The sequence below is a fragment of the Micromonospora parathelypteridis genome (assembly GCF_014201145.1).
Taxonomy (GTDB): Bacteria; Actinomycetota; Actinomycetes; order Mycobacteriales; family Micromonosporaceae; genus Micromonospora; species Micromonospora parathelypteridis.
On record NZ_JACHDP010000001.1, the window covers coordinates 5,771,474 to 5,786,508 of the forward strand.

The following is a 15,035-nucleotide window of genomic DNA, read 5'->3' on the forward strand; positions in this document are numbered from 1 at the left end:
GATGAGTTCGAGAATGACCCGCAGAACAGTGCTCGGCGGTTCGCTGTCCGCGGTCGCCGCGATGAGTCTGCCGTTGCCGGTACACGCCGCCGGGCACGGGAGAACCGACGAGGCGGCAACCCGATACGGCAAGGTGCGTGGGAAACGCGAAGACGGCATCGTCAAGTTCCTCGGCGTGCCCTACGCCCAGCCGCCGCTCGGCAAGCTGAGATTCAAGTCCCCGAAGCCGCCCGCACGATGGTCCGGCGTTCGCGACGCCGTCAGTTTCCCCAACCCGGCGTTCCAGGTCGTGGGCGGTGAGATGGGCCCGACGGGGAACGGCCGCATGCCCGCACCGTCCGAGGACTGCCTTTACCTCAACATCTGGACCCCCGCCGCCGACCGCAAGCGGCGGCCGGTGATGTTCTACAACCACGGCGGCGGCTACATGATCGGCTCGGGCTCGGCCACGGGCCAGGACGGCACCCGTCTCGCGCAGCTCTACGACGTGGTGGTGGTCGAGTCCAACCACCGGCTCGGCCTGCTGGGCTATTTGTTCCTGGGCGATCTCGCCGACGGCGACTACGCCGCGAACCAGGGGATGCTGGACATCCTCGCGGCGCTGCGCTGGACCAGCGAGAACATCGACAACTTTGGCGGGGACCCGGACAACATCATGGTTTGGGGCGAGAGCGGCGGCGGTGCCAAGACCGCCGCCGTCCACACCATGCCGGAGGCAGCACGGCTGTTCCACAAGGCCTCGATCGAAAGCGTCGCCCCGCTGCGCTTTCCCACCCGCGACGGCGCCACCGTACGTGCCGAGCGCACGCTTCACCTGCTGGGGCTGACCAAGAACGACATCCCGAAGCTCTCCGACATCCCGGCCGCGCGCCTGCTCGAGATCCAGGTGTCCGAGGCCGCGAACGGTGTCGCACCCTGGGGTGACCCCGCTCCGCTACCCGGGTTCGGGGCCTTCGTCGACGGAGGTGTCATCCCGCGGCACCCCTTCGCCGACGGCGCCCCGTCGTGGTCGGCCGGTAAGCCGCTGATGGTCGGCACCTGCCGCGACGAGACGGTGTTCTTCAGCCTCTTCGGGCCGCCCGACGTCTTCCGCCTCGACGAGGCCGGCCTGCGCAGCCGGCTCAGCGGCACCTACCAGGGCGCCGAACTCGACCGGATCATCGCGACTTTCCGTCGGTCGCGCCCGAAAGCGACACCGGCCCAGCTCTACTTCGCGATCACCACATCACCGATCTGGCGCGACGCGATCAAGATCGCCGAGGCTAAGGCGGCGCAGCACGCCGCACCGGTGTTCATGTACCAGCTCGCGTACCAGGATCCGACCGTGGTGCCGGGCACCGACTTCCCGCTCGGCTCGCCGCACGCCTCGGACATCCCGATGAAGTTCGCCAACGTCGGCTTGGACCAGTTACCGGGCAAGCGGGCGACCGCCCGGCACATGAGCGCTTTGTGGGCCGGCTTCGCCCACTACGGCCACCCCACGGCGAGGGGCGTGCCGAGATGGCCCGCCTACACGCCGAAGGACCGGGCCACCATGTGGATCGACACTGACTGCGGGATCGCCTACGACCCTGACAAGAAGGAGCGGCTCTTCTGGCAGCGCCGGGCCTGAACAGCGAGGTATCGACCGATCGGTGCTTCCTGGCGGGACATCTCGCTAGGGAGCACTTATCGGCGGTCGCCTGAACCGCCACGTCAGAGAGGTGACGACAGGTGGATCCGCCGGCTACCGGTCCCCCCGGCCCAGGGCCGCCGTTCGGCGGACCCTGGCACCCCGGAGAGGATCAGCGCAGGGTGTCGATATCGATGACGAACCGGTACCGCACGTCCGAGGCGAGCACCCGCTCGTACGCGTCGTTGACTGCCTCGGCGTCGATGACTTCGACCTCGGGGGCGATGCCGCGCTCGGCGCAGAAGTCGAGCATCTCCTGGGTCTCGGCGATGCTGCCGATGCTGGAGCCGGCGAACGACCGTCGGTTGCCGAACAACGCGAAGACGGGCACCGGCAGGGGCTCCGCCGGGGCACCCACGCTGACAAGCGTGCCGTCCAGACGCAGCAGACCGAGGTAGCTGGCCATGTCGATCGGTGCGCTGACCGTGTTGATGATCAGGTCGAAGCTGTTCTTGAGCGCCTCGAACGTCGCCGGGTCCTTGGTGGCGTAGTAGTGCTCGGCTCCGAAGCGCAGGCCGTCGTCCTTCTTGCCCAGCGTCTGTGACAGCACCGTCACCTCGGCGCCCATCGCCGCGGCGATCTTGACAGCCATGTGGCCCAGACCACCCAGGCCCACCACGGCGACCTTCTTGCCGGGACCGGCGTTCCAGTGCGCCAACGGAGAGTACGTGGTGATGCCCGCGCACAGCATCGGCGCGGCCGCCTCGTACGGGATGCTTTCCGGCACCCGCAGCACGAAGTCCTCGTCCACGACGACGTGGGTCGAGTACCCGCCCTGGGTCACGGTGCCGTCTCGGTCGATGCTCGCGTACGTCTGGGTGTTGCCCTTGAAGCAGTACTGCTCGTTTCCAGTGCGGCAGTTCTCGCACTCGCGACACGAGTTGACCATGCAGCCAACACCAGCACGGTCGCCGACCGCGTGGCGGGTGACGTCGGCGCCGACTTCGGTGATCCGGCCGACGATTTCGTGGCCAACGGTGAGCGGGTAGGGAACGCTGCCCCAGTCGCCACGCACCGTGTGGATGTCAGAGTGGCAGATGCCGGCGTAGCGGATTTCGATGAGAACATCGCGAGGGCCCAGGTCCCGCCGTTCGATCGTGGTACGCACGAGCGGTTCGGTGGCAGAAGGCGCGGCGATGGCGTTGACGGTGAAGATGATGTCCTCCGGTGACGTGATGCTGACCTACCTGCACCTCACCACAGCCGTGGCAGCGCTGGGAGTCTCTGACAAGGCGCGTACTGCTGGTACCCCTCAGCAGCGCCGGGTGTCGCTCCGACCGATCAGGCTACTTCTCTGCTGCGACCACCTTGCTGGCACCACCAACTGGCGGGCAGTGAGACTGGTGATAAGAGCCCTGCTCTAGGTTGTGATACCAGAACATCCCTTTTCTGGGTATGCCTGCAGCACGTGCTGGATGCGATCGTCGGTCTGCGCATCAGGCTTCTTCCCACAGCAGGGGAAACCGCCATGAAACTGCAGTCGCCCCGGCCAACGGTCAAGACACCGGCCCGCGGCGTTCACCGGTGACGTCCACCTGACGCCCATCTACAACGGCACCGGGCCGTCGCGGATGACCGCCGCCCCTGGCCGGTGCCGACTGTCGTCGCGGAACCCTCAGGCGCCCATTGAAGAGGAATCGGCCCCATCGACGTACCGCTCTGGGCCGTCCGTGCTGCTGTCGGTATGGATCCCGAAAGCTGAGATTCAAATCCCACTAGCATCCGTCTGGCCAGGGTTTCTTGCCGAGTGACCTCTTCGGCGAGTTCGATGGCGTCAGCACGAGTGGATCGCGCCGCAGAAGCAGGTGACGTCCGTACACGCTGATGAGCGTGCATGCCGCGGCCGACGAGCCCACGCGGCCGACGGCAGCCGGCCAGGCCAAGCGGGTTTACGGGCACCTGACACCGTCGGTCTGCGCCCAGCACTAGCGGTGCTGGTCGACGGCCCACAGAAGATCGGTGATGGCGAATCCCGGCAGCTCAAGTTCAGCCGCCGGGGTGACTTGGAAGGTCCCACCCGACGCCTGCGGTGTCCAGCCAGCGCTCAGCCCGTAACAGACAAGAACGCGTACGTCCGCAGCTGTCGGGAACGGATACGTTTCCCCACTGCCGTGCACGTCGGTCTCGACGTACGCATAGCCAGAGGCAGCGGTGGGTGCTGAGGAGGGCAGCTCGGTCAAGTCGGCTTGTAGGACGCGACCGTTTTTTCCTGAACCCCATACGCGGAGCCTTATGCAGCGGTGCAGACGACCGTCCGGGCCAGATGCGGATCGGATGGCGGCCTTCCAGGTGAACTCCCGGCCGTCGATGTGTAGCTTGCGTAGCCTCGACCTCATCCGCCCATGCTTCCAGCCGGGCGATCACTGCAACGCCCTGATCCCGATGGCCGGCCGTGACCGACCGCCGAGACGGCGACCGACGACAGGACGCGGAGTGTCACGCACGTCGTGATACCGAGTCGTCACGCAATTGGAAAGAGTCGCAGGATCTCTACCTGGCTCTGCTGAATCACAATGACCACCAGGTGCAGGCGCTCGCCGCCACCTGCCTTGGACACCTGGCAAGGGTCTACCGTCGGCTCGACGAGGGGCGCGTCCTCGCCGCCTAGCGTGAACGGCCTGTCCGACCTCATGTTAGGGGTACTGCCACCGACGCCTTGGAGGACATCGAGCTCTTCTTGCACCCTCAACGTGCGCGCTGGCCTGGGTGGCTGTGGCGACTCGCCCGCCCATGGACTTGGTTCTGACGCCGCCGACCAGACCGGCAGTAGGCACGAGCTGGGCACGCGCTCCGCTGTCGCCGCGCTCCAACCGGTGCTACCGGTGAGGGCTGCCCGCGGTCGGCCTCACCGATCCGCCGTAAAGATGCACGCGGTTGTCGGCATCATGGTCCGGCTCGCGATGGATGAACCCGTCGGGCTCTACTGGGCCGTTGCCGACGTGCACTATCCAATCCTCGTAGAACCAGCTGGGGTTGCAGGCGCACTGAGTGAACGTGAACCGGAAGTTGGCCCGGTAGCGGCCCACCTGCCCCGGCGAGAGTGTGAACAGGCGGGTCGTGCCACGGTCGCGTGGATATGCCGCACGGCCGGGTAGCCGATCAACAATCGTCGTGGAGCCCTCAATGGTGAGCCACAAGCCCACGTCGCGGGCTCGCTCTATGCCTCCACTGAGCACCTCGTCGTGGCGCACGTGGCCGGCCGCCTCGTCATAAAGCACCTCGTGGACGGCCACGTCGCACATCGGTAGTGAGGCAGGAAGTGGCACCGGCCGGTTCAGGCCACGGCGGAGGTTGGCGTGCTGAGCACCGCGTGCCGCTGCGCTCCACCGCACCCGCACCCGCTGGACTGTGATCACCGCGCAACCATGGCTCACGAGCTGCCAGCCTCGCCAGCTGTTATCCCGCACATGCCGCCACCTGTGCCCGGCGCCTTGAGCGGATTCGTCACTTTCTGTAGCTGCTGTCCACCGCCAGCCGACTTCCGGAACGAGCCGCAATGAGAGCGACAGCCCGGGCCTCGGGCGGCGGCAGCGACCTCGGTGGCGGCGCGATGGTCGGCGAGTACAGCAGCGGCTTGGCCAGCGCAGGTGGGGGTACGGGAACCCTCACCGGGGTGAACTCCGGGTCCGGTGCCGGCGGGGGTCTGCCCAGCACGACCGGCCTGGGTACCGGGGGCGGTGGCCTTGGTGGCACGGCAGGCCTGGGCGGGGCCGGCGCCCACATTCCGGGCGGTGGTTCCCTGAGCCGCCCGGTCAGCCTCGGCATGGCACTCCAGCACCAGCGGCCCGTCATCCGGAGCGGACTATCACAAGGCCATCAAGAGGACGACCGGGCAGGCCGGCAGGAAACCGCGAACGTGCTCCCCGCCGGCCTCTCCTCCGGACGTTACTCGTCGTTCACGGTGAACGCTCGAAGCCCAAGGCTTGGTGCCAGCGCTTCGACAAGCCAGGTAACACGGTGATCACCAGCGGCCAGCCCAGCGCGAGCGACCGAGCACCAGTCGTCGCGATCGAGCAGGGAAAGATAGCCGCTCAGAACGCGCTCTCGTCCGCCCTCGGGCCAAGCTATTCGTTCCGCCGCTGGATGATGTAGATGCTCAGCCAGTTGCGCGGCGATGACGAAACGCTCTACCGACGGCTCTAGGCGGCCGGCGTGTTCGCAGTGGGCCTCTAGAACGGCGGAGGCGGGCGGGTAGTGCTCGAGCGTGATGCCCGTGCCGCCGCTGTCGGCCATGATGGTCAGCAGCAGGCCGGTGTGATCGACCAACTCGCTGTCAGGATTCGCCGCGGTGATCGCCTCTTGCAGGTGCGCCGCAGTGGCGACCTCTCCGGCGAAGTAGCGGTTGAGGTAGTCGCCATCACAGGCGCGTCGCAGCATCCATGGCCGCGCTGCGGTGCTGCCGATCGTGCACAGGGACTCCACGACATAGACCCGTCCCCAGCCCGTGACCCGCTCGGCCAGCCACAGCAATGCGTCCGAGCCCCCGCACCACGACCGCCGCTCGAGTGCGCGGGCTGCCAGTGGGCCGAAGTGGTTCGACAGCATCCCGATCGTTTTGATCAACTCGATGTCGTCGTCATCCCACACGGTGGTCAGCAACGCCAGACCAACAGTTACAGCGCAGCGATCGGTCGCGTGCTGGACAAGCCATCGACCGGTTGCTCGAACACGTTCGGCGTCCACTCGACAGGCCGCAGCCGCGATGTGTTCATTGGGATGGATCGGAACGTAGATGTCATGGAACGCTCCGGCAAGATCGCCTGGAACGGCGGACCGATCGGCGAAATGCGTGTCCAAAACGGCGGCGACATCAGCACCGCCGCGGCGCCGATCCTTCGGCTCGCGAGGACGGGACTTCCGACCTCGATGCTGTCCATCATCCGGATACGGCTCACCGTCACGGAGAAGAGGCGCGTCGGGATCCTCGCGATGCATCCGCAGCGCATGATCAAATAACGACAAGTGGGGTCCGAGCAGTCCAGGCTCGGGTGTCACGCTCACCGGCGGACGGAGGACTCGATTCTTTCGATCATGTCCGGATCATGCCAGGCACTTCGACCGACCAGCAACCCCGCGCCGGATTGGTTGACCTCCCGGCCCCGTGCAAAGAAGCACCGTCCACAGAAGCCCGGAAGCAGTTGCGGCTGGACTCCCAGGATCCGTGCCCACTCAGCTCCACGCTGGCACGGCTCTACGCCTTTGGCTTCCCGCACGCACATGCCGCTGACAGGCACGGCGATAGTGAGCGTGCTCACTGATCGACGGCTGGTCGGCGAATGCCTGTCGCAGCCACGCGACGATCTGCTGCGGGCTCCAGTCCTCTTCCAGTTTGGCCTGGATAACGGCGCGCAGACCGGTGTCGGCGACTAGCCGACCGCCCCGCGGGCGCCGGGCACGCTGCCGCGCCCGCGCCCGCGCGTGCGCCAGGTCGCCGTCGTAGACGCCCAGCAGCCGCCAGTACTCCGCCTCGACCTCGAGCCGGCGATTGCGTCCTCGTCGTCCCATCAACACGCCTCACGAGATCAGGTGTGTTGCGACAAGTACTGGAACCCGCCCGGAACCACGTGGTCAGTTTTCAGGCGGAGCCGACACCGGCCGGGTGACCGGCAAGATTGTCCTCACCATCGGCGCGAGCTGACCTTTCCTCCGCGCTCAGCGCGCGTTGCGGCACCCGCCGACGAGCGCTCAGCGCCCGGGTTCCCGCGCCTGCAGCCAGGAACATGCTGCCGAGCAGCAGCCACCCCGGTGGCCCGAGTCCGACCGCCGCCGACGTGACGACGACCGGCGCCACAGCCAGGCCGATGCCCACGCCTGCCTGGCTGACGCCCTGGTAGGCGCCGGAGTTGGCCGGATCGGCCCACTCGAAGGCCAGTTCCCAGCCGCCGGCCTCGGAGGCGATCTCGCCGAGACTGTGCGCCACGACCGCCGCCACCAGCAACGCGACGGCGAACCCGGCACCGCTCGGGTATCCGGCGGCCGCGTAGCAGAGGCAAGCCGCCAGCAGCAGGACCGTACCGTGAAAGACCGCCCGCCCGGCCGATGGCACGTCGCCGACCAACCGGGTCGACCAGACCTGGAGGACCGAGACCAAGCCGGTGTTCAGCAACAACAGCACCGCGACAGTCACGTCCGGCGCAGCGGTATGGCCGGTAACCCACAGCGGCATCCCGACGGTGAGCAGCAAGGCCTGCACACTCACCACGGCGTGCAACGCGGTCGCAGTCAGATACCGGCGATCGCCCAGCGGTGACCGGCCGCCTTCCGCCAGCCGGTCACCACCGCCCCCTACGAGAACGGGCAGAGCCCGCAGAGGCACAAGAGCGACCAACGTGAGTACGGCCGCCGCCAGCACCGCCGCCAGATAGGCGGATCGGCTACCCACCACCAGCGCCACGGCGGCCAATCCGGACCCAGCCGCGATGGACACGTTGTCCACGACCCGCAGCCAGGCCCGCACCCCCACCCGGGCCGGGCCGGTGAACGCTCGAGCCAGCAGCGCGACGTGCGCGGTCCGCTCCACGCTCTCGGCGCCGACCGCCACGCAGGCGACCAGCACGAACGTGCCGGCGTCGCGGGTCAGGCAGTACGCCGCGAGCGCACCGCCTTGTGCCGTGGCCGCAACGATCAGCACCCGCCGCGGCCCGAACCGGTCGCAGAGCCGCCCGGACGCGAACGCCGTCACCACTCCCGCGGCCCCGGCGACGGTGAGGCCCACCCCGACGGTTGCCGGGCTGATTCCGGCCACCGTGGTGAAAAACAGCACGCTGACGCTGAACATCACCCCCTTGGCTGTCGAGGTAGCCACAGTGGCCCAGATCAAGACTCGTTTCAAAGGCACGGGCACAGCTCACCCGGCCCGGCCGGAGGTTACGATTGATGTAGCGTTCTACTTCATGCCAGTGCGATACAGGCTCGTCGGCCCTGACTTGGCGAGTGTCCGGTTCGCCGTCTCGCCCCTCAACGAACTGATTCTGTCGCTGCGAAGCTGGCGCGATCCGGGCCGCTTCCCGATCCACCTACCGTGGATCCGCCGCCTGCAGCAAGCCCGCGACGCCCTCGACACCGAGATGCTGCTGGCCCTCATCGACGAGCGATTGTGGACCCCCGACTTCCTGACCCCGCAACCACGCTCACCGCTGACCCGCATCGAGGACGAACTCGCCACCATCGCGGCCACCCCACCCAATGTGGTCCGCCGAGACCTGCGCCTGCTCTACCGCGCCGACGAGCGCATCCCCCCACCACTCCGCGAGCCGGGCGCGCTCTCCCGCGTGGTCACCGCCCTGGCCGGCTATTGGGACCGGTGCTTCGCCGCCCACTGGCCCCGGATGCGCGCCCTGCTGGAGGGCGACGTCACGCACCGCGGCCGCGAGATCGCCCAGCACGGCCTGGCCACGATGTTCGCCGGCCTGTCCGAACGGGTCACCATGACCGGTGACACCGTGGAGGTACGCCTGCACTCCAATGTCCACTACACCCGCCCGACCCTGGGTGGCCTCACCCTGGTCCCCACCATGTGGACCCCCGCAGTGGCGGCCCCCACTCCCCCGACCAGCCTCCGATGATCATCTACCTGGCCCGGGGTTCCGGCACCCTGTGGCAGCCCGAGCCCCTGCCCGCCCCGGGAGCCCTGGCCGCCCTGCTCGGCGCCCACCGAGCCGGCCTGCTCGCCCGCCTGGACACCCCCGCGTCTTCCACCGAACTCGCGACCCGTCTGGGCGTCACTACCACCGCGGTGAACCAGCACCTACGCGCTCTCCGCGCAGGCGGGCTCCTGGTCAGTGGCCGCCACGGCCGTTCGGTCCTCTACCGCCGCTCCGAGCTGGGCGACCGCCTCTTGGCTGGATCAGGGCAGCCGGAGCGTTGATCCGACCGAGCGGCCGAAGTCAACGGCAGGCTCGGGCCCCGGCGCCTCCACCGAAAACTGCGCCACATCCTCTGGATGGCAGCGTTCACCGCCCTCAGAGAATGCCCCGCATCCCGTGCCTACTACGAGAAAAAGCGCGCCGAAGGGAAACACCACCGCCAAGCAATGATCGCCCTTGCAAGACGACGCGTCGATGTCCTCTGGGCACTCGTCCGCGACGGCAAAACCTTCACCCGACCCACCACACCCGCCAGCACCCCCGCCTGACCGACCCCACCCATCGCCGGCGCCGGTCGATCATCTCCTGCGACCAGTCGTCAACGTCGGAGTAGTTGAGCGACAGGTCCTGCGCGAACGCGTCGGCGCTCGGGGATTCGGCGATCGCGATCTGGTCGACGAAGACCGGTGCGACCTCCCGGACCAGGTCGACGGCCACCTGCATCTCGCTCGCAGGCCGCTCGTCGAAGGCGAGGTAGGTCCGGTCCAGCCAGCCCCGATCCCATACGTGGTCCTCGAACGCGACGAGGAACGCCGACCAGGCGTCATTCCACTCCGCGCCACCCAGTGAGACCTCCTGGTCCACCCGCTGACCGGTCCGGGTGTCGGTGTAGACGACGTGCTGGTAGCCGCGGAACATCAGCAGCCCGAAGGCATGGATGTACGGGCCGACGCCGGCCCGGTCCCCTCCTCGACCAGACGGTCCCAGCTGGCGAAGTCGAAGGACCACCGCTCGCCATCGTGGGACCAGTCGACGACGGTGTGAAGGAGGCGCGTGGCAACTCCTGTGAGCGATACTGCCGGCATCCGGCGGATGGCGATCAGTATTGACCAGCGCTCGGAGCGAGGCGAGCAGCCACTGTGGACGTCTGGCTCAGCTGGGCGGAGTGTCGACCCGAGCCGAACGGGCAGAGAGGGTGCGCGATAGCGACAGATTCTTGTTAATATCGAGCATGAAACTCCATGCTGGATAGCCGGCGCCAAACCCTGACGAGGAGTCGCGATGACCGAGCGGGAAACGTGATTCTCGCCGTTGCGCCGAACCCAGCGCTCGACGTGACCTATGGGCTGGGGGAGCTGCACCGGGGCCGGGTGCAGCGGGTGCGGACCGTCAGCGAACGCCCCGGTGGCAAGGCCGTCAACGTCGGTCGGGTGCTGCACGAACTGGGGGAGCGGGTCCTCGTCACCGGCATGTGCGGCGGTCCGGGGGGCGTGGCCCTGCAGGCCGCTCTCGACCGGGCCGGCGTGCCGGCCGACCTGCTCGACGTACTGCCGGACGTCCGGCGCACGCTGGTCGTACAGGAGACCAACGGAGTGACGACGTCGTTGTGGGAGCCTGGCTACGCACCGGTGGATCCGCCGGCCGCCGCCGACGCTCTGACCCGGCACGTGAGTCAGCTCCTGGCCGGTGCCGACGCGCTGGTCGTCTCCGGCAGCCTGCCGCCCGGCGTGGACCCGGGGCTTCCGGCCCGCTTGGTCGACGCGGCGATCGCCGCCGGAGTACCGGCCGTCGTGGACGTCAGCGGCCCGGCTCTGCAGGCGGTGGCGGCTGCTGGCGGGGCGGTGCTGATGCCGAACGCGGACGAGATGGCCGAGTTGGTCGGCCACCGGCCCTCGACGCCGGCCGAGGCCGTGCGGGCGGCCCGCCGGCTGCTGCCCCCCGCCGGCCAGGTTCCCGCCGTCGTGCTGACCCTGGGCGCCGAGGGGATGGCTGTGGTGCAACCGAATCGGGCCATGCTTGCTGCGCCGCCGGAGCGGATCCAGGGGAACGCGACCGGCGCCGGGGACGCGGCCTGTGCGGCCGTCGCCCGGCAGCTCGCGGCCGCCGGGTCACTGGACGCCGTCGACTGGCGCGGCCTGCTCGTCGACGCGGTGGCGCTGTCGGCGGCAGCGGTGCTCCGTCCGGTCGCCGGTGAGGTAGACGTCCGCGCCTACCGGCGCTGGCGTGATCAGGTGAAAGTGGAGGAAGCATGACGCTGGCTTCGATGGCGGAACTCGTCATCCCGGCGGCGCGGGACCGCCGGGCCGTCGGGGCGTTCAACGTCATCCAGCTTGAGCATGCCGAGGGCATCGTGGCCGGCGCCGAACGTGCGGTACGCCCTGTTGTGCTGCAGCTATCGGAGAATACGGCCCGCTACCACGGCAGCCTGGCGCCGCTGACGCTGGCCTGCCTCCGGATCGCGGCGGAAGCGTCCGTGCCAGTCTGCGTACACCTGGATCACGCCACCCGGCGTGACCTCGTCGAGCAGGCGGTCGAACTCGGCGTGCCCTCGGTGATGATCGACGCGTCCGGGTACTCGTACGAGAAGAACGTCGCCCTGACCGCGGAACTCGCCGCCTGGTGTCATTCGCGCGGGGTCTGGGTCGAAGCCGAACTCGGTGAGATCGGCGGCAAGGACGGCGCGCACAAGCCCGGCGTACGGACCGATCCGGACGATGCGGCCGCCTTCGTCGCCGCCACCAGCGTCGACGCGCTCGCAGTCGCGGTCGGCTCCTCGCACGCGATGCTGATCCGCGACGCGGTCCTCGACGACGACCTGATCGCCGCGATCGCGGCGAAGGTGCCGGTGCCGCTGGTCCTACATGGCTCGTCCGGGGTCTCCGAGGCAGGCCTGCGGTCGGCAGTCGCGCAAGGGATGTCGAAGATCAACATCGCGACCCATCTCAACGCGACCCTTACGGGTGCGGTCCGGCGTGCGCTCGCCGCCGACGAGAACCTGGTCGACCCGCGCAAGTACTTCGGTCCGGGCAGGGATGCGGTGGCCAGGCAGGTCGCCCATCTGGTCACCCTGCTCGCCCCGTGACGGCGCGGGGCCGGCCTCAGGCCAGCAGCACGTTGACCCCGGCGGCGCGCAGGTCGGCGACGACCTTCGCGTCCGCGCCGTCGTCGGTCACCAGGGTGTCCACCGCGTTGACGTCGCAGATCCGGGCAAAGGAGTGCCGACCCAGCTTCTCCGAGCCGGCCACGACGACGACCCGACGGGACCGCCGGACCATCGTCGCGTCGATCCCGGCCTCGCCTTCGTCGTGACAGGACGTGCCCCCGTCGGGGGAGAACGCATCGACCCCGAGAATCAGCACGTCGAGCCACAGCTCGTTCAGCACCATCGTGGCCAGCGGCCCGGTCACCTCGTACGACTGGGGCAGCGCCACACCGCCGAGGATGACGGTACGGACGTGGCGTCGCAGCACCATCTCCGTGGCGATGTTGAGTGCGTTCGTCACCACCGTGACGGCCGGCCGCTGATCGGCCTGGGCGAGGTCGACCCGTGCGGCGAGTCGTCGGGCCGTCGCGGACGTGGTGGTGCCACCGTTGAACGCGACCACGTCGCCCAGTTCGACGAGATCGCAGGCGATCGCGGCGATGCGCTCCTTGGCGCCATTGTCGCCCCGGCCCCGGTAGCGGACCGGCAGGTCGTACGAGACGGACGTGGCCACGACGCCGCCGTGCGTCCGAGCCGCCAACTGTTGCTCCGCCAGGGTGGTGAAGTCCCGGCGGACCGTCGCCTCGGAGACCTGCAGGGCGCTGGCCGCCTCGGCGACGGATAGCCTGCCGCGTGCGCCCAGGATGTCGAGCAGCGCCTGCAGGCGCTGGGGGCGGTCGCGGCCGTCCGCCCGGTCGGCGGCGGCCTCGACCGTGCTCACTTGATGGCCCCCGCCGTGAGACCTGCCACCAGGCGCTTTTCAACCAATGCGAAGAGAATGATCACGGGCACGATGCCGACGATAGAGACTCCGAAGACGTATTGCCACGCCGAATCGTACTGACCGACGAATTTTGTGATGGCTACGGTCAGCGGCTGGTTCTCCGCCGTGGTCAAGATGACGAGGCTGGCGGCGAACTCGTTCCAGCACGCGACGAACGTGAAGATGATCGCGGTGACGATGCCCGGCCAGACCACCGGCAGGGTTACCCGCCGCAGCGTCTGCAGTTTGCTGGCACCGTCGATCATTGCCGCCTCGTCTATCTCCTTGGGCACCCCGGCGAAGAAGCTGTGCATGATCCACACCGCGAAGCTGAGGTTGAACGCGCCGTTGACGAGGATCATAGCGAGCCAGGTGTCATCGATGCCGATCGCGAGGAACTGCCGGAACAGTCCCGCCGCGAGTACGGTCGGCTGGAGCATCTGGGTCACCAGCACCAGGAGCAGGAACGCCAGTCGTCCGGGAAAGCGGTGCTTGGCCGTGTAATAGGCGGCGGGCATGGCCACCACCAGGACCAGCAGTGTTCCGCAGGCCGAGATGATTATGGTGGAGACGAGGTTGTAGGCGAGCGGCGTCTCCGGCGTGGACCACATCGACGCGTAGTTCGATGGCACCCATTCGGTCGGCAGGTAGGTGGCCGGAATGCGCAGGATCTCCGAGTGCCGCTTGAACGAGCCGATCAACATCACCAGGTAGGGTGCCAGGAAGAACAACGCCACCACCGCGCCGGCCAATGACATCAACCATCGGCGCCCGCCGTGGCGCTGCCCGCCACGGCTCCGGGTGCGACCGATGCCTCCGCTGGCGCGCACCGACTTCTCGGCGCGCTCATCGTCCTGAGATTTTGTTGCCGTCGTCGCCAAGACTCACTCATCCCTCATCGGCCGGACAACCCGGAGGTAGATACCGATGACCGCGAGCACGATGACGAAGTTCACGACACTTAGTGCGCTCGCCGTCTCGACCTGGCGGTCCTGCTGGATGTATTTGAAGATCAACGTTGTGGTGGTGTCCGCGTCGTAGCCGGGAATGCTGCCGGTCAGCGTGCGGAGGATGGGCAGCGAGTTGAAGACGTTGATGATGTTGATCAGGACGGCGACGGCGATCGCTGGCCGCAGTACCGGGAAGATCACGCTCCAGTAGGTCCGGATCGATCCGGCGCCGTCCACCGAGGCGGCTTCCACCACCTCGCGCGGCACCATCTGCAACCCGGCGAGGATCGTGTACGTGGTGAACGGCAGCGAGACGAACACCGCCACTCCCATGGCCACCAGGAAGGCCGGCACCGGCTGTCGAGTGAAGCCGAACCCAGTATTCAAAATCCCGAGGTCGACCAGGAACTGGTTCATGACGCCGTAGAAGGGATCGAGTCCGTAGTAGAAGACGGTCGCGGTCATCACGACGCTGGCCGCCCACGGGACGATGACCGCGAGTCGAACCAATCGGCGTCCAGGAAAGGCCTTGTCAAGGAATTGCGCGAGCGCCATAGAGACGAGCAGCGTCACCACGACGACGCCGACCACCCAGATCGCGGTGTTGAGCAGCACCCTGCCCAACGCGGGGGAGTCGAACAGCGTCACGTAGTTGTCGAACCCGGCCGAGCCGCGGTCCACGCCCACTGGCGACACGTTCCGAGTCGAGGTCCAGACCAGATAGCCGGCCGGGAACAGGACGATAGTGACAATCAGCGTCAGCGCCGGCATCAGCCATGGGAGTGCCGCCACAAGGTCTCGGCGCGCCTGACGGCGCGCCGAGATCGCGGGTGCCGGCACTTCCATGAGTTGGTTGGTCATC

General features: G+C 68.1%; 14 protein-coding genes and 2 pseudogenes. 7 read left to right on the forward strand and 9 right to left on the reverse strand.

Translation table 11 applies throughout. From position 1 onward, the window contains the following. Positions 1–61 precede the first annotated feature (61 nt). Positions 62–1,612 (forward strand): carboxylesterase/lipase family protein, encoded by a 1,551-nt coding sequence (locus HNR20_RS26170; protein WP_260322435.1) that lies wholly within the window; start codon positions 62–64, stop codon positions 1,610–1,612. A gap of 172 nt (positions 1,613–1,784) precedes the next feature. Here HNR20_RS26170 and HNR20_RS26175 read toward each other — a convergent pair whose 3' ends face one another. The 3 genes from HNR20_RS26175 to HNR20_RS31930 all read right to left on the reverse strand — a co-directional run bounded on the left by HNR20_RS26175 (position 1,785) and on the right by HNR20_RS31930 (position 6,271). Beyond that, positions 1,785–2,828: an NAD(P)-dependent alcohol dehydrogenase gene (locus HNR20_RS26175; RefSeq protein ID WP_184189034.1), complete on the reverse strand. Its 1,044-nt coding sequence runs from the start codon at positions 2,826–2,828 to the stop codon at positions 1,785–1,787. Positions 2,829–4,488: 1,660 nt separating this feature from the next. Beyond that, entirely contained in the window at positions 4,489–4,914 is a 426-nt protein-coding gene (locus HNR20_RS26180) for a hypothetical protein (protein WP_221311062.1), read from the reverse strand. 643 nt (positions 4,915–5,557) lie between these two features. Further along, on the reverse strand, positions 5,558–6,271 hold the full coding sequence (locus HNR20_RS31930) for a hypothetical protein (protein WP_221309913.1): 714 nt from the start codon (positions 6,269–6,271) through the stop codon (positions 5,558–5,560). A gap of 36 nt (positions 6,272–6,307) precedes the next feature. Here HNR20_RS31930 and HNR20_RS31935 point away from each other — a divergent pair, with 36 nt between their 5' ends. After that, on the forward strand, positions 6,308–6,628 hold the full coding sequence (locus HNR20_RS31935; protein ID WP_221309914.1) for a hypothetical protein: 321 nt from the start codon (positions 6,308–6,310) through the stop codon (positions 6,626–6,628). Between the two features lie 306 nt (positions 6,629–6,934). On the opposite strand, the pseudogene HNR20_RS32985 reads toward HNR20_RS31935, so the two are convergent. Both HNR20_RS32985 and HNR20_RS26195 read right to left on the reverse strand, forming a co-directional pair. Continuing rightward, positions 6,935–7,111 (reverse strand): annotated as a pseudogene (locus HNR20_RS32985) (IS30 family transposase); the annotation flags it as partial. A gap of 136 nt (positions 7,112–7,247) precedes the next feature. After that, a complete protein-coding gene (locus HNR20_RS26195; RefSeq protein ID WP_311736883.1) occupies positions 7,248–8,516 on the reverse strand; it encodes an MFS transporter in 1,269 nt (422 codons plus the stop codon). 49 nt (positions 8,517–8,565) lie between these two features. Here HNR20_RS26195 and HNR20_RS26200 point away from each other — a divergent pair, with 49 nt between their 5' ends. The 3 genes and pseudogenes from HNR20_RS26200 to HNR20_RS32950 all read left to right on the forward strand — a co-directional run. Further along, positions 8,566–9,237, forward strand: a complete 672-nt coding sequence (locus tag HNR20_RS26200; protein ID WP_229687309.1) for a hypothetical protein — start codon at positions 8,566–8,568, stop codon at positions 9,235–9,237. Continuing rightward, positions 9,234–9,539 carry an ArsR/SmtB family transcription factor gene (locus HNR20_RS32475; protein ID WP_229687308.1) on the forward strand — a complete coding sequence of 102 codons (306 nt, stop codon included), beginning with the start codon at positions 9,234–9,236 and terminating at the stop codon, positions 9,537–9,539. Before HNR20_RS26200 ends, HNR20_RS32475 begins: the two co-directional genes overlap by 4 nt. Before the next feature lie 75 nt (positions 9,540–9,614). Further along, positions 9,615–9,806: pseudogene (locus HNR20_RS32950) on the forward strand (IS110 family transposase); the annotation flags it as partial. On the opposite strand, the gene HNR20_RS26205 reads toward HNR20_RS32950, so the two are convergent. Beyond that, a complete protein-coding gene (locus tag HNR20_RS26205; RefSeq protein ID WP_184184986.1) occupies positions 9,769–10,266 on the reverse strand; it encodes a glycoside hydrolase domain-containing protein in 498 nt (165 codons plus the stop codon). The pseudogene HNR20_RS32950 and the gene HNR20_RS26205 sit on opposite strands and share 38 nt — an antisense overlap. 290 nt (positions 10,267–10,556) lie before the next feature. Between HNR20_RS26205 and HNR20_RS26210 the strand changes: the two genes are divergently transcribed. Both HNR20_RS26210 and HNR20_RS26215 read left to right on the forward strand, forming a co-directional pair. Then, a complete protein-coding gene (locus HNR20_RS26210) occupies positions 10,557–11,510 on the forward strand; it encodes a 1-phosphofructokinase family hexose kinase (protein ID WP_221309915.1) in 954 nt (317 codons plus the stop codon). Next, the gene (locus tag HNR20_RS26215) at positions 11,507–12,340 is read left to right on the forward strand and encodes a class II fructose-bisphosphate aldolase (protein WP_184184990.1); all 834 of its coding nucleotides are present in this window, start codon (positions 11,507–11,509) and stop codon (positions 12,338–12,340) included. Before HNR20_RS26210 ends, HNR20_RS26215 begins: the two co-directional genes overlap by 4 nt. 16 nt (positions 12,341–12,356) lie before the next feature. Here the strand turns inward: HNR20_RS26215 and HNR20_RS26220 are convergent, their stop codons facing one another. The 3 genes from HNR20_RS26220 to HNR20_RS26230 are packed head-to-tail and all read right to left on the reverse strand — an operon-like array spanning position 12,357 to position 15,034. Then, positions 12,357–13,181, reverse strand: a complete 825-nt coding sequence (locus HNR20_RS26220; protein ID WP_184184992.1) for a DeoR/GlpR family DNA-binding transcription regulator — start codon at positions 13,179–13,181, stop codon at positions 12,357–12,359. Further along, entirely contained in the window at positions 13,178–14,104 is a 927-nt protein-coding gene (locus tag HNR20_RS26225) for a carbohydrate ABC transporter permease (protein WP_221309916.1), read from the reverse strand. Before HNR20_RS26225 ends, HNR20_RS26220 begins: the two co-directional genes overlap by 4 nt. A 3-nt stretch (positions 14,105–14,107) precedes the next feature. Further along, complete coding sequence (locus tag HNR20_RS26230) at positions 14,108–15,034, reverse strand: carbohydrate ABC transporter permease (protein ID WP_221309917.1); 927 nt, start codon at positions 15,032–15,034, stop codon at positions 14,108–14,110. Position 15,035 lies beyond the last annotated feature (1 nt).